10 protein-coding genes and 1 pseudogene are annotated in these 13,871 nt (G+C 60.9%); 6 read left to right on the forward strand and 5 right to left on the reverse strand.

Going from position 1 to position 13,871, the window contains the following annotated elements; all coding sequences use genetic code 11:
• Nucleotides 1–142: 142 nt before the first annotated feature.
• Nucleotides 143–1,060: a transcriptional regulator MetR gene (metR, locus tag CLU80_RS07170; protein ID WP_007916739.1), complete on the forward strand. Its 918-nt coding sequence runs from the start codon at nucleotides 143–145 to the stop codon at nucleotides 1,058–1,060.
• 106 nt (nucleotides 1,061–1,166) lie between these two features.
• Here metR and CLU80_RS07175 read toward each other — a convergent pair whose 3' ends face one another.
• The 4 genes from CLU80_RS07175 to nosR form a co-directional block, all read right to left on the reverse strand.
• Nucleotides 1,167–1,664, reverse strand: a complete 498-nt coding sequence (locus CLU80_RS07175; protein ID WP_099757062.1) for a GNAT family N-acetyltransferase — start codon at nucleotides 1,662–1,664, stop codon at nucleotides 1,167–1,169.
• A gap of 2 nt (nucleotides 1,665–1,666) precedes the next feature.
• Nucleotides 1,667–2,305 (reverse strand): LysE family translocator, encoded by a 639-nt coding sequence (locus CLU80_RS07180; protein WP_093430595.1) that lies wholly within the window; start codon nucleotides 2,303–2,305, stop codon nucleotides 1,667–1,669.
• A gap of 23 nt (nucleotides 2,306–2,328) precedes the next feature.
• A complete protein-coding gene (locus CLU80_RS07185) occupies nucleotides 2,329–2,763 on the reverse strand; it encodes an NUDIX hydrolase (protein WP_099757063.1) in 435 nt (144 codons plus the stop codon).
• 67 nt (nucleotides 2,764–2,830) lie between these two features.
• On the reverse strand, nucleotides 2,831–4,192 hold the full coding sequence (gene nosR / locus CLU80_RS07190; RefSeq protein WP_095048305.1) for a response regulator c-di-GMP phosphodiesterase, NosR family: 1,362 nt from the start codon (nucleotides 4,190–4,192) through the stop codon (nucleotides 2,831–2,833).
• 252 nt (nucleotides 4,193–4,444) lie between these two features.
• Between nosR and CLU80_RS07195 the strand changes: the two genes are divergently transcribed.
• From CLU80_RS07195 to CLU80_RS07215, 5 genes are read left to right on the forward strand one after another with little or no spacing between them, the layout of a single operon-like run.
• A complete protein-coding gene (locus tag CLU80_RS07195; RefSeq protein ID WP_286079708.1) occupies nucleotides 4,445–6,703 on the forward strand; it encodes an EAL domain-containing protein in 2,259 nt (752 codons plus the stop codon).
• Nucleotides 6,700–8,574: a putative bifunctional diguanylate cyclase/phosphodiesterase gene (locus tag CLU80_RS07200; protein WP_099757065.1), complete on the forward strand. Its 1,875-nt coding sequence runs from the start codon at nucleotides 6,700–6,702 to the stop codon at nucleotides 8,572–8,574. Before CLU80_RS07195 ends, CLU80_RS07200 begins: the two co-directional genes overlap by 4 nt.
• Before the next feature lie 40 nt (nucleotides 8,575–8,614).
• Complete coding sequence (locus tag CLU80_RS07205; RefSeq protein WP_099757066.1) at nucleotides 8,615–9,568, forward strand: cytochrome-c peroxidase; 954 nt, start codon at nucleotides 8,615–8,617, stop codon at nucleotides 9,566–9,568.
• A complete protein-coding gene (locus tag CLU80_RS07210) occupies nucleotides 9,565–11,379 on the forward strand; it encodes a DAHL domain-containing sensor histidine kinase (RefSeq protein WP_099757067.1) in 1,815 nt (604 codons plus the stop codon). Before CLU80_RS07205 ends, CLU80_RS07210 begins: the two co-directional genes overlap by 4 nt.
• The gene (locus CLU80_RS07215) at nucleotides 11,376–12,779 is read left to right on the forward strand and encodes an ATP-binding protein (protein WP_099757068.1); all 1,404 of its coding nucleotides are present in this window, start codon (nucleotides 11,376–11,378) and stop codon (nucleotides 12,777–12,779) included. The genes CLU80_RS07210 and CLU80_RS07215 overlap by 4 nt, the downstream gene beginning before the upstream one ends.
• 152 nt (nucleotides 12,780–12,931) lie before the next feature.
• Here the strand turns inward: CLU80_RS07215 and CLU80_RS07220 are convergent.
• Nucleotides 12,932–13,636 (reverse strand): annotated as a pseudogene (locus CLU80_RS07220) (APC family permease); the annotation flags it as partial.
• Between the last annotated feature and the right edge of the window lie 235 nt (nucleotides 13,637–13,871).

Below are 13,871 nucleotides of genomic sequence, written 5' to 3' on the forward strand. Positions count from 1 at the left end.
ACACTGTAGTCATAGGAAGAACTGCCGAGCCATCACTCGGCGGTTCTGCCGTAAAAGAACGCGTCGATGTCGACAGCGCTACCATCATGAGACAAACTCACCCTCTTTGCGCTTATCACAAGTTTTCCTCATGGAGCCTTCGGTGCTTGAAATCCGTCACCTGAAAACCCTGCACGCCTTGCGTGAAGCCGACAGCCTGGTCGATGCCGCCGACCGTTTGCACCTGACGCAGTCGGCGCTGTCCCACCAGTTCAAGGAGCTTGAGGAACGCCTGGGCATGGCGTTGTTCGTGCGCAAGACCAAACCGGTCCGGTTCACCAGCGCCGGTTTGCGCTTGCTGCAACTGGCTGACGCAACCCTGCCGCTGTTGCGCGCCGCCGAGCGGGATATCGGCCGTCTCGCCGGTGGTACGGCCGGGCGTTTGCACATGGCCATCGAATGCCACAGCTGCTTTCAGTGGCTGATGCCGACCATCGACCAGTTCCGCGATGCCTGGCCGGAAGTCGAACTGGACCTCGCTTCGGGTTTCGCCTTCGCACCGCTGCCGGCGCTGGCGCGTGGCGATCTGGATCTGGTGGTGACTTCCGATCCACTGGAAATTGCCGGCATCACTTATGTGCCGTTGTTCACCTACGAAGCCATGCTTGCCGTGGCCAATCAGCATGCGCTGGCGAGCAAGCCGTACATCGTCCCCGAAGACTTGCTGACGGAAACGCTGATCACCTACCCGGTGGAACGCGACCGTCTCGACATCTTCACACGCTTCCTGGAGCCGGCCGACATCGAGCCGGCGCAGGTGCGCACCTCAGAGCTGACGGTGATGATGATGCAACTGGTTGCCAGTGGCCGTGGTGTTTGCGGCATGCCGCACTGGGCGCTGCACGAATACAGTTCGCGCGGTTACGTGAAGGGTAAACGGCTGGGGGAAAAAGGTTTGTTCGCAACGTTGTATGCGGCGATTCGCACCGACATGCTCGATGCACCGTACATGCGGGATTTTCTCCTGACGGCGAAGGACACGTCGTTCTCGACCCTGGACGGTGTCAGCGCGGTCCGCTGAGTCACTTGTGGGAGCTTGCTCGCGAAAGCGATGTATCAGACACACAAATAGTGACTGTCAGATTGCCTTCGCGAGCAGGCTCGCTCCCACAGGGATCAGCGTAATATCAGAGTTGACGCCACATGTGGATCTTGTCGAAGTAGTCTTCGCCCACCCGCACCGCCAACGGTTCGAGGCCGAACTGGATAAAGCCGCAGCGCTGGTAGAGATTGAACGCGGCGTCATTGCCGGCGGTAACGGTAAGCTGGAGCAGTTTCAGTGCCGGGTGGTTTTGCGCTTCGGTAATGGCCGCCTGTACCAGTTCATGGCCCAGACCGTGCTGACGAAAATCCGCCGAGACGTACATGCCGAACAACGTGGCCTTGTGGCGAGCCTTCTCGCGCGGTTCGAGGGCCAGGCCGACGATGCCGGCCAGCGCGCCGGCTTCAAACGCGCCAAGCACCACATCGAGCTTGCTGGTCAGGCGCCCTTCCCACCAGCTCAATGGCATCACCGCGCGTTCGCGAACGCTGGAGGTGAACGCCTGCGGATGGCGGTCATAGGCTTCGAGCATCAGTTCGCGGTAAGCCAGGGCATGACTGGCGTCCAGCCGTTCGATCCACATGTTCACGCCGTCCTGCGTTGCTCAAGCATCAGCCGCACAGCGAGGCCGCCGAGGACGAAGCCCATGAAATAACGCTGCAGCGCCAGCCACGTCGGGTTACGCACAAACCACGAAGCGATGCCCGCCGCGAACAGCGCGATCAGCAAATTGACGCAGAAACTGACGCTGATCTGGGTCAGGCCGAGAATGATGCTTTGGGTGAACACCGAACCGTGTTCAGGGGAGATGAACTGCGGAAACACCGAGAGGTAGAACACGGCGATTTTCGGGTTCAGCGCGCTGGTGAGAAAGCCCATGGTGATCAGCTTTCGCGACGAGTCCGGCGGCAATTGCTGCGCCTCGAACGGTGAGCGCGCACCGGGTTTCACTGCTTGCCAGGCCAGCCACAGCAGGTACAGCGCACCGGCCCACTTCAGCACTTCATAGGCCATCGGCACTGCCAGAAACACCGCAGTCAATCCCGCAGCCGCGGCGAACATATGCACAAAGAATCCACTGACCACACCGAGCAACGACGTGACCCCGGCCTTGCGTCCCTGACAGATCGAACGCGAAATCAGATAGATCATGTTCGGCCCCGGCGTCAGCACCATCAGCAATGCGGCAGCGGCGAAAATCAGCAAGTCTTGAAGCGGGATCATGGCAAAGTCCTTTGCGTGGATGATCAGGCGATTGCGCTCAGCGATTTGCGATAAAACGGCAGGATCAGGTCACGTGTCAATGGCGCCAGAACCACAGCAGGATCAGTGGCCGGATCGACCCAGATCACTTCTTCGATTTCCGCCGCCGGTGTGACGTCGGCCTCGATCGTCAGTTGAAAGATCTCGGCCTGCACGACACACCCCGGCTCGTTGGCCGCAGGCGCCGAGAACTGGCCGAGAAAAGCCGCCTGCGCCGGATCGATCTGCAAGCCCAGCTCTTCTTCCAGCTCGCGGGCCAGCGCGTGCACCGGCAACTCGTGCGCCTCGATCTTGCCGCCCGGTTGCATGAACGCCGTGGTGCCGCGCTTGCGCACCAACAGAGTCTGGCCTGCGGGATTGAGCAACAGCGCGGCGGCTATACGAATGAGGTTTGCAGAGACAACGGATGCAGAAGTCATGGATCAGCCACCGGCCTGGAAAAACCGCAAGGATCCCATGCCCGGCCCAATGACGTCACCTCACCGATCATTCACCCTGCGCCTTGAGCGTGGCTTCAACCTCCTCCGGCACCTTGACGAAAATCGTGTACTTGCCGCCCTCCATGGCTTCAAACGCAATCAGCTTTTCCACCAACAGCGCGCTGAGCACCTTGCCGGCATTGAGCAGCAGCATGCCGTTATCGGCATTGAGGTTGCGCGCCAGAATCATCCCCGCCGCCAGATCCCGAGTGGACAGCACCTTGACCGACGGATCCGCCAGCGTCACGTCGCTGAGGAACGCGGCACACACCTGAATGAAATCCTCGACCAGATCGGGATCGTACAAACGCCCGGCGTACTGGCGCAGGTACAGCAGCGCTTCATCGCTGTTCATCTGCCGCTCGAGGATCAGACCGCGCTGCAACTCGACGAAATCCACTGCCAGTTTCAGCAAGCGTGAGCCGAACGGAATGCCCTCGCCCTTGAGCCGGTCGGGAAAGCCGCTGCCGTCCCAGCGCTCCTGATGATGCAGGATCAGACGCGCCGCATCCTTCATCGGGTCCAGGGTCATGAGCAACGATTCGCTCTGCTTCGGATAGCTGCGATAGCGCTCGCGTTCGGTATGGCGCAGCAGATCCGAGGGCGTGGTCATCATCGCGTCGGTCCAGCTCAGTTTGCCAATGTTGTACAGCGCCGCCGCCATGGTCAGATCACGGCTGGTGGCCTCGTCCAGCCCATGCTGTTTGCAGTAGCTGCGCACCAGCTCGATGATCTGCCGGTTGGTCTGTTTGGCAGGTGGCAAGCGCAGATTGGCCAGCAGCGAGAACACTTCGGTGCCGGTGACATAGCTGTGTTTGAGCTCTTCGTACGCCAGATCAAGCATGTCGGCGGTCTGCTGCAGTTCGGCGGTGCGCGCTGCGACATGCTTTTCCAAAGTGCTGTTAAGCAGTTTGAGCTGATCGTTCTGCACCCGGGTCAAGCGCTCCAGCCGTTGGCGCTCCTGCTCGGAATGCTGGTGTTCGAGGGACTGGCGCAGAATCAGCAACAGCTCTTCGTCATTCCACGGTTTGCTGATGTACCGGTGAATCTGCCCGTCATTGATGGCTTTGATGATCGCCGCCGGGTCGGCATAGCCGGTGAGCATGATCCGCGCCGTCGCCGGAAAACGTTCACGGACATGCGCCAGTAACGACGCACCGTCCATGCCCGGCATCCGCGCATCGCTCATCACCAGGTTGACTGGCTGCTGCGCGAGGATCTCCAGCGCCTGGGCGCCGCTGGTGGCCAACAGCAGATCGTAGGGTTGGCCGCGTAACAGGCGGCGCAGGCTGTTGAGGATCGACTCCTCGTCATCGACCAGCAGCACTGTGGGTCGATGCGCCGGCAGCGGCGCGGATGGCTCTTCCATGGCATGGCCTCAAGCAAACAGGGAAATTACGACGCACCGAGCCAACACTGCGCCGGTCCGCGCCTGAGTCCAAGGCTAGATGATTTTGGCCGGCATTCACGCCGATCTTTGTCCGGGGCCGAAAGCGCAGTGCCGGGGAGCCGACTATGCTGAAGACAGCGCAAGACTCCATCGGCTGATACAAACAGGCAAATGGCGAGGGAAAAGGATGCCCCGGATCACCACAGCATGCCTCCCCACGGGTGGCGCGGCATGACAGCGCCAACCGTGCACATCAATCGCCGCGTGCTGATCGTTGACGACAGCCCGGCGATCCATGGCGATTTCGCCAAGATTCTCAGCCCGATCATCCCCGGTGACGATGGCTTGGGCGAAACCGAGAGCCTGCTGTTCGGCACGCCGTCCGCACCGCAAACCCAACATTTCGAACTGGATTCGGCGTTTCAGGGCCGCGAAGCCCTGGAAAAACTCGAGGCCGCGCTGGCAGAAAACCGCCCCTACGCCATGGCCTTCATCGACATGCGCATGCCACCGGGCTGGGATGGCCTGGAGACCATTGAACGGCTGTGGCAGGTCGACCCCAAGCTGCAAGTTGCGCTGTGCACGGCCTATTCCGATTATTCCTGGGAAGACATTGACCGGCGTCTGGTGCTGAACGACCGCTTGCTGATCCTGAAAAAGCCCTTCGACGCCATCGAGATCCGCCAGATGGCCAGCGCCCTTACGGTCAAATGGCAGATGACCGAAGACGCCGAACTGAAGATGAGCCTGCTGGAAGCTGCGGTGCAGGAACGCACCCGGGAGCTGTCCGACGCCAATGTGATCGTGCAGAACAGCCCGACCATTCTTTACCGTTTGCGCGGCGAACCCTCGTTTGCGCTGATGTACATCTCCCACAACATCACCCGTTACGGCCATGTCGCCGCCGACCTGGTGGGTTCGCCCGACTGGGCGCAGGCGCTGATTCATCCGGACGATCAGGCGAACGTCGATGCGGCCATGGCCCGGGTGCTGGATCGGCATGCGTCGGGCGCGTCCATCGAGTTCCGCATGCGCACCGGCCAGGGCACCTGGCGCTGGGTGGAGAACCGCTACATCCCGGTGCGCGATGATGACGGCCGTCTGCTGGAAGTCGAAGGCATCATCCTCGACATCACCGAGCGCCGCCTGGCCGAGGACAAGCTGGCCTTGCTCGCCCGCTCCGATGGCCTCACGGGGCTGGCCAATCGCGCCACGCTGATCGAGCGCCTGCATCAAGCGTTCGCCGCCGCACGACGAGGCGCCATGCCGTTCGCGGTGTTCTACCTGGACCTCGACCATTTCAAGCGGATCAATGACACCTTCGGCCACCCGGTGGGCGATCTGCTGTTGCAGGAAGTCGCCCGGCGCATCAAGTCCGATGTCCGCGAAAGTGACGTAGTGGCGCGCCTGGGCGGTGACGAATTCGCGATCCTGCAACTGGACGTCAGCGACCCGACCCAATCGGCCGCGATGGCCGCCAAGATTCGCGACACGCTGCTGGCGCCCTACCACCTGGCCGGTAATGCGCTGCATATTTCGGTGAGCATCGGCATCAGCAGTTACAGCGACCTCAGCCTCGATGCCGACGCGCTGCTCGGGCAAGCCGACATGGCGCTGTACCGCGCCAAGGAAATGGGCCGCAACCAGTACCACTTCCACTCCGAGGAAATCTCTCGGGAAGTGGCCGAACGCATGACCCTCGTCAGCGAGTTGATGACCGCCCTTGAGGGCAATGAGCTGATGCTGCGCTATGCGCCGGAGGTCGATCTGCACAGCGGCAGGATTCTCGGCATGGAGGCACAAGTCCTCTGGCAGCATCCTCGTCGCGGCCTGCTGCAGGCCTGCGACTTCGTGCCGATTGCAGAGAAAACCGGCGCAATCATTCCGCTCGGGCGCTGGGTGCTGGATCACGCCTGCCACCAGATGCATCTGTGGCGTAACGAAGGTGTCGCGCCGCCCGTAATGGCGATCAAACTTTCGCTGGCCCAACTCAAGAGCGGCCCCGAGCTGATCTACAACGTGCTGCGCACCACCGCCCGTTGGGAACTCGCCCCTTGGGACCTGCGTTTCGATGTCACCGAGGCCACACTGGCCCAGACCAAGTGGACGCACAACGACGCGTTGCCGCGCCTGCGTGAACTGGGCGTGAGCATCGCCATCGATGATTTCGGCACCGAATATTCCTCGTTCGACTACCTGAAAACCTACCGGGTCAATCACCTCAAACTGGCGCAGAGTTTCGTCGACAGTGCCGCCCACGATGTTGCCAGTGCCAACGCCCTGCGCGCGATGGTCAACTTCGCCCGGGATCTGGACATCGACATCATTGCTGAAGGCCAGCCGTCGTCGGATCAACCGTGCACGCCGCCCTCCGCGCCCCCGCTGCCCAGCGCCCGGGGCATGTATTTCAGCGCAGCGGTCAGCGCCGAACAAGCCGGGCATTTGCTCAAGGACAGTTGCCGTCTGGCGCCAAAGGAGGACGAGGCATGAAAACGCCTTTTCCACAGACCAACCGGCGCATCCTGATCATCGATGACACGCCGGCGATCCACGATGACTTTCGCAAGATCCTCGCCCCGCAGGTGGCGGACGCCGTCGATTTGCAGCAACTGGAGCAGACGCTGTTCGGCAGCCAGCAGACGCCGCACCTGAGCTTCCAGCTCGACTCCGCCTATCAAGGCCAGGAAGCGCTGGCACTGGTCAATCGCGCACTGGCCAGTGGCAATCCCTACGCCCTCGCCTTTATCGACATGCGCATGCCGCCCGGCTGGGATGGCCTGGAAACCATCGAGCAACTGTGGCGTGTCGACCCGAACCTGCAAATCGCCTTGTGCACGGCCTACAGCGACTACAGCTGGGAAGCGATGGCCGAACGGCTGGAGTTCGGCGATCAGTTGCTGATCCTGAAAAAGCCGTTCGACAGTCTGGAAATCCGTCAGATGGCCAATGCCCTGACCTGGAAATGGCAACTGGCGCAGGACGCGGCGCTGAAGATGCTCAGCCTTGAGCGGACCATCGAGGCGCGGGTGCACGAACTGCTCAAGGTCTCGCACCTGCTGCAATACGACAGCCTCACGGAGCTGCCCAACAGCACCTTGCTCGGTGATCGCCTGAGTCAGGCCATGGCCGTGTGCCGACGGCATGACAAACAATTGGTGGTGATGTTTCTCGGTCTGGATCGCTTCAAGCGCATCAACAATGCGCTGGGCCATCCGGCGGGTGACGAGATGCTCAAACGGGTCGCCCGGCAACTGTTGTCCTGCGTGCGTGATTCGGACTCGGTGTTTCGCTACGGTTCCGATGAGTTCGTGGTGATCCTCGGCGACATCAACCACCCTCAGCAAACCCACGGCATCGCGGAAAAACTCCTCGCCGCCATTCGCCTGCCGCAGACGATTGCCGGCCACGACGTCAGCGTCACCGCCAGCCTCGGCATCAGCGTCTACCCCGAAGACGGCCTCGAAGCCACCGAGCTGATCAAGAAAGCCGAGACCGCGATGCGCAACGTCAAGGAACAGGGGCCTGACAACATCGGCTTTTTTATCGAGGCCATGAACCAGCACGCCCGAGAACAGCACAGCATCGAGTCGGGCATTCGCCGCGCCCTGCAGGCGCATGAGTTCGTCCTGCACTATCAGCCGAAAATCGACCTGCGCAATGCCAAAGTGGTGGGTGCCGAAGCACTGCTGCGCTGGCAGAAACCCGGGCATGGCTGGGTCTATCCGTCGGACTTCATCCCGGTGGCCGAGGACAGCGGCCTGATCGTGCCGTTGAGCAAATGGGTGCTGGCTGAAGCTTGTCGTCAGACCCGTGCCTGGCAACTGGCCGGACTGCCGCCGATCCGCATGTCGGTCAACACGTCACCCATCGATTTTCGCCAGCGTGACTTCGTTGCCGGCATCGAGCGCGTACTTGAACAGACAGGTCTGGCCCCCGAATGGCTGGAGCTGGAAATCACCGAAGGCGTGCTGATGCAAAACGTCGAGGCGACGATGACGGCGCTCAAGCGCCTGAAAACGCTGGGCACGCGTCTGGCCATTGATGACTTCGGCACCGGCTATTCCAGCCTGAGCTACTTGCGGCGATTTCCCATCGATGTGCTGAAGATCGACCAATCGTTCATTCGCAACCTGTGCAACGACCGCAACGATGCCGCGCTGGTGAGCGCCATCATCAATCTGGGCAAGAGTCTGGAACTGGACGTCGTCGCCGAAGGCATCGAAACCGCTGAACAACTGGCCTTTCTCAAGGCCCATCACTGCGAAGAAGGCCAGGGTTACTTTTTCAGCGAAGCCCTGCCCGCAGACGCATTTGCGCGGTTGCTGGCCGGTACGCAACCCGCGCCCTGGACGATTGAATGATCACTGTGAAACCGGCCTGGAGTCAGGGAGACAATTGCCGATGAGCCTTTTCCATTACGGCATCGCGTTGCTGCTGTGCGGAGTCTGTATCGGCGCCAGTGCCGAGCCGCTGGACGAGCCGCTCAAACCGCTGCCCGCGGTGCCGCAGCAGGATCCCCGGCGCGTGGAACTCGGTCGACGGCTATTCCACGAACCACGTTTGTCGATCAACAACACGCTGTCCTGCGCCAGCTGCCATCAACTCGACAAGAACGGTGCCGACAGCCGCGCCTTGTCGCTGGGCTTCGACGGCAAACCGGTGGCCGTCAACACACCGACCGTGTTCAACGCGGCCCTCAATTTCCGTCAGTTCTGGGATGGCCGCGTCGAAACGCTGGAGGAACAGAGCAACGTCGTCATCACCAGCCCCCATGAAATGGGCAGCGACTGGCGCACCGTGATCGAACGCATCGGCAACGACCCCGACTATCGTCGTGATTTCGCCGCCACCTACCCGGACGGCGTGACCCAGGCCAACGTCCAGCAGGCGCTGGCCAGTTTTGAACGCACCTTGCTGACGCCCAACTCACGCTTCGATCAATACCTGCTCGGCAACACCGACATCCTCACTCTGGAGGAAAAGTACGGTTACCAGCGCTTCAAGGAGTACGGCTGCATTGCCTGCCATCAGGGAGTGAACATCGGCGGCAACATGTTCCAGAAATTCGGCGTGTTCGGCGATTACATTGCCGATCGCGGCAACCCGACCGTGGCCGACCAGGGCCGCTTCAACGTCACCGCCGACGAAGCAGACCGGGCGGTGTTCAAGGTGCCGAGCCTGCGCAATGTCGCGATCACCGCGCCGTACTTTCACGACGGTTCGGCCCCCACCCTCGAACGCGCCGTGGATGTGATGTTCCAGTATCAGTTGGGGCGGATGCCGAGCGCTGAGGACAAACGGCTGATCATGCTGTTTCTCACAACCCTGACCGGCCAACGGGAGGTCCAGCCATGATCAACATTTCGCGGCGACGCAGCCTGTTATTGCTGACCCTGGTGGCCTTGGCGCTGGCCTCGATCCTACTGTTTCTGTACTTCAAATCCAGCTCTGACCAGAGCATGACGTACACCGAATCGCGGGATCTGATCCGGCAGATCAAACAGCAGAATTCGCAGTGGGAGAACGAGATCCTCAAGGCCAGGGTGGCACTGACCCACAACTACGATCCACTGGTGTCACCGATGAATGAGATGAACCGGCTCTGGGCGCGCTTCGACGCGATCGAGTCCGGGCATGGGCGCAACGACTCGACGCAATGGAACGATGCTCACGAAAGCTTCCTGCAGGCGATGCAGGAAAAGACCCGTCTGGTCGAACAGTTCAAATCGCACAACGCACTGTTACGCAACTCCCTGGCTTTTTTGCCCACCGCTGAAGACGACATCCAACAGCAACTGGCCAGCCTGTCGGACTTCGATAAATTGCAGCTGCAAAACATCACCACCGACACCTACGACCTGCTGCTCAGCGCCCTCGAATTCGCCCAGGTCACCTCCGACGACCGGGCCGCCGACATCGAGGTCGGCCTGAACAAACTGAAGGTCAATGCACAACGCCTGCCGCTCGCGTTTCAGACCCCGATCAGAATCCTGAGCAGCCATATCTCGCTGATTGCGCGCGAGCAGCCAGTGGTCAATCAGTTGCTCGAAAGCATCGAAAACATCCCCGTGGCCGAGCGCCTCGACAACATCACCACCATGCTCGATCACGACCAGCAAAGCGCCGATCGGGTCGACCGGCAATACCACTTCTACCTGCTGTTGTTTTCGGTCTTGCTGGTGTTGTCACTGGTGTGGCTGGCCATTCGTTTGATCGGTAGTTTCGCCGAAATCAATCGGGTCAATAACGCCCTGCAAACGGCCAACGATGCACTGGAACAAAGAGTCGAAGAACGCACCCGGGAACTGCGGGACGCCCAGAGCGAACTGCTCGACGCGGCACGTCAGGCCGGCATGGCGGAAATCGCCACCAATGTGTTGCACAACGTCGGCAACGTGCTCAACAGCGTGAACATCTCCAGCGACCTGATCACGCGCAAGCTGCGCAACAGCAAGGCCCAAGGCCTGGGCAAGGCCATGCAACTGATCAACGAACACCCGGATGACCTCGGCGTGTTCCTCAGCGAAGACGCCAAGGGCAAATTGCTCCCCGGCTACCTCAACCAATTGGTGGTCGCCATTACCCAGGAACAGCAGGAAATGCTCGACGAGTTGAACCAGATGAACAAAAGCGTCGACCACATCAAAGACATCGTCGCCACCCAGCAATCCTATGCCGGCGCCAACAGCATGACCGAACCGCTGTTCATCAACGAATTGCTCGAAGACGCGTTGCGCATGAACGCCGGGGCACTCACCCGGCACCACGTCACGGTGGTCCGGGAGTACGCTGACGTGCCGCAGGTGATGGGCGACAAACACCGTTTGCTGCTGATCCTGATCAACCTCATCAGCAACGCCAAATACGCCATGTCCGACCTCAGCAACCGCCCCCGGACCATGACCCTGGCGGTCAAAATTGTCGATGACAACTTCCTTGAAATCAGCGTCAGGGACGACGGCGAAGGCATCGCCGTGGAAAACATGACGCGGATCTTTGCCCACGGTTTCACCACCCGCAAGGAAGGCCACGGTTTCGGTCTGCACAGTTGCGCCCTGGCCGCCATCGAGATGAACGGCCACCTCACCGCGCACAGCGACGGCCCGGGCCAGGGTGCATTGTTCACCTTGCAGATCCCCCTGATCAGCGTCACGGAGAGCGCATGAGCGAGCTGTCGAATCGCCGCATTCTGCTGATCGACGACATGCCGTCGATCCATGAAGACTTTCGCAAGATTCTCGCGCCGCCGGCGGCGCAGTCCGTGGAACTGGACGAGATGGAAGCGGCACTGTTTGGCGCTCAGGTGCGCGCCGAACGTCCGCCGTTCGAGCTGGACTCGGCCTATGGCGGCGAGGAAGGTCTGGGCAAGCTGAACCAGGCCTTGGCGGAACAACGCCCCTATGCGCTGGCCTTTGTCGACATGCGCATGCCCGACGGCTGGGACGGCGCGAAAACCATCGAGCATCTGTGGCAGCAGGATCCACAGTTGCAAGTGGTGGTCTGCACCGCCTACTCGGATTATTCCTGGGATGAACTGCTGGAGCGTCTGCAGGCGCATGACCGCTTGCTGATTCTGAAGAAGCCCTTCGACAACATCGAAGTGCAGCAGATGGCCAACACCCTGCTGACCAAGTGGCAGATGACCGAACGCGCATCATTGCAAATGCATCACCTGGAACATCTGGTCGATCAACGCACCGCCCAGTTCAAGCAGGCCAGCGAAGACCTGCAGCGGGAAATCGATGAGCGCAAGCAACTGGAAAGTCAGCTGGTACAGTCGGAAAAACTCGCCTCACTGGGGCAAATGGCGGCGGGCGTGGCCCATGAAATCAACAACCCGATCGGCTTCATCTCCTCCAACCTCGGCACCCTCGACGGCTACTTCAAACAATTGCTCAGCGTACTCGATACCTGGCAGACGCTTGGGCCAACACCAGACAGCGAATCCGTGGCGCGGCTTGAGCAATTGCGCAAAGACGCCGATCTGGATTTTCTCCTCGAAGACATTCCGGTGCTGATCCGCGAATCCAAGGAAGGCATTGGCCGGGTCGGGCAGATCGTCAAGGACCTGAAGGATTTCTCCCGGGTCGATAACCAGCAGCAATGGCAGTGGGCCAATCTGCAACAAGGCATCGAGTCGACCCTGAACATTGTCGCCAGTGAACTCAAGTACAAGGCCGACCTGATCAGGGAGTACCAGCCCCTGCCGGACATCGAATGCCTGCCGTCGCAAATCAATCAGGTGATCATGAATCTGGTGGTCAATGCGGCGCAGGCCATGGGCCCCGAACGCGGCACCATCACCTTGCGCACCGGGCAACAACAAGACACGGCGTGGGTGGAAGTCGCGGACACCGGCGCGGGGATTGCGCCGGACATCCTGCAGAAAATCTTCGATCCGTTCTTCACCACCAAACCCGTCGGCCAGGGCACCGGGCTGGGCCTGTCCCTGTCCTACGGCATTGTGAAAAAGCACGGTGGCGACATTTCGGTACGCAGCGAACCCGGGGTGGGCACGACCTTTCGCATCGAGTTGCCGATGCGCCAGAACCGGCCCGCTGCCTGAAGACGCCTCAGGTCGCTTGCTGAAAGTCCATTTCCGGTGGCTGGCGACGGAAACCACCGGTGAGTACTGCCAGGTAAACCACGCCGATCGCCAGCCAGCTCAAGCCCAGGTACACCGCCAGGTGATCGAGGCTGACCATCAGCCACAAGTCCGCCACCAGCCCGATCAACGGGCAGAGCAGCGCGCGGGATGGTGCGGCGTGGATCGCGGGTTTCTTCGGTCAGCGTGCTGACCGCATCGAAGCCGAGGAACGAGTAGCAGGCGATGGCCGCGCCGCTCATGATCAGCGGCATCTGCATGTCGCCGTTGAAGAACGGCTTGATCGACCACAGCGGCGTGCTCGCATCGCCACCGATGTAGTGCACGCACAGCGCGACGAAAGCGATCAGCACGAGGAACTGCACCAGCATCAGCAAGGCGTTGATGCCGTTGGCCAGTTTCAGGCCGATGATGTTGATCGCGCTGGTGATGCCGATAAAGGCCAGCACCCAGATCCATTGCGGGATCGATGGGAATGCCGAGGCCAGATAAGCCGCGCCGATCAGCCAGATCGCCATCGGCAGAAACAGGTAATCGAGCAACACCGCCCAACCGGCGATGAAGCCGAGTTTCGGGCTGATTGCCTTGCGCACGTAGCTATAGGCGGAACCGGCGACGGGGAATGCAGCGGCCATGCGCCCGTAACTCATGGCGGTGAAGAACATCGCCACCAGCGCCGCCAGATACGCGGCGGGGACCATGCCGGCGGTGGACTGGGCGAGGATGCCGAAGGTGCCGAGGACAATGATCGGCGTCATGTAGGCGATGCCGAACAGCACCACCGCCCCTAATGAAAGGGTGCGTTGCAAACGAGCCATGGGCGACTTACTCCGAATGTTATTGGATTTATGGCAGAGCCGGATTCGGCGAATGTTTTCGGGTGTGGCTGATCGTTCCCACGCTCTGCGTGGGAATGCCTCAATGGACGCTCTGCGTCCGCTCTTGGGACGCGGAGCGTCCCGGGCTGCATTCCCACGCAGAGCGTGGGAACGATCAGGTAAAACCTGAGTTCGACCCGTTGCTTCAGGTCGGCGTAACTCGAACAATCAACTC

It is taken from the genome of Pseudomonas sp. 29 (assembly GCF_002754355.1).
Lineage (GTDB): Bacteria > Pseudomonadota > Gammaproteobacteria > Pseudomonadales > Pseudomonadaceae > Aquipseudomonas > Aquipseudomonas neuropathica.

Bases quoted from the DNA above. Each gene is read 5' to 3' on its own strand.
- CLU80_RS07175 (WP_099757062.1), bottom strand. From the start codon at position 1,664: ATGTGGATCGAACGGCTGGACGCCAGTCATGCCCTGGCTTACCGCGAA.
- CLU80_RS07180 (WP_093430595.1), bottom strand. From the start codon at position 2,305: ATGATCCCGCTTCAAGACTTGCTGATTTTCGCCGCTGCCGCATTGCTG.
- CLU80_RS07185 (WP_099757063.1), bottom strand. From the start codon at position 2,763: ATGACTTCTGCATCCGTTGTCTCTGCAAACCTCATTCGTATAGCCGCC.
- nosR (WP_095048305.1), bottom strand. From the start codon at position 4,192: ATGGAAGAGCCATCCGCGCCGCTGCCGGCGCATCGACCCACAGTGCTG.
- CLU80_RS07195 (WP_286079708.1), top strand. From the start codon at position 4,445: ATGACAGCGCCAACCGTGCACATCAATCGCCGCGTGCTGATCGTTGAC.
- CLU80_RS07200 (WP_099757065.1), top strand. From the start codon at position 6,700: ATGAAAACGCCTTTTCCACAGACCAACCGGCGCATCCTGATCATCGAT.
- CLU80_RS07205 (WP_099757066.1), top strand. From the start codon at position 8,615: ATGAGCCTTTTCCATTACGGCATCGCGTTGCTGCTGTGCGGAGTCTGT.
- CLU80_RS07210 (WP_099757067.1), top strand. From the start codon at position 9,565: ATGATCAACATTTCGCGGCGACGCAGCCTGTTATTGCTGACCCTGGTG.
- CLU80_RS07215 (WP_099757068.1), top strand. From the start codon at position 11,376: ATGAGCGAGCTGTCGAATCGCCGCATTCTGCTGATCGACGACATGCCG.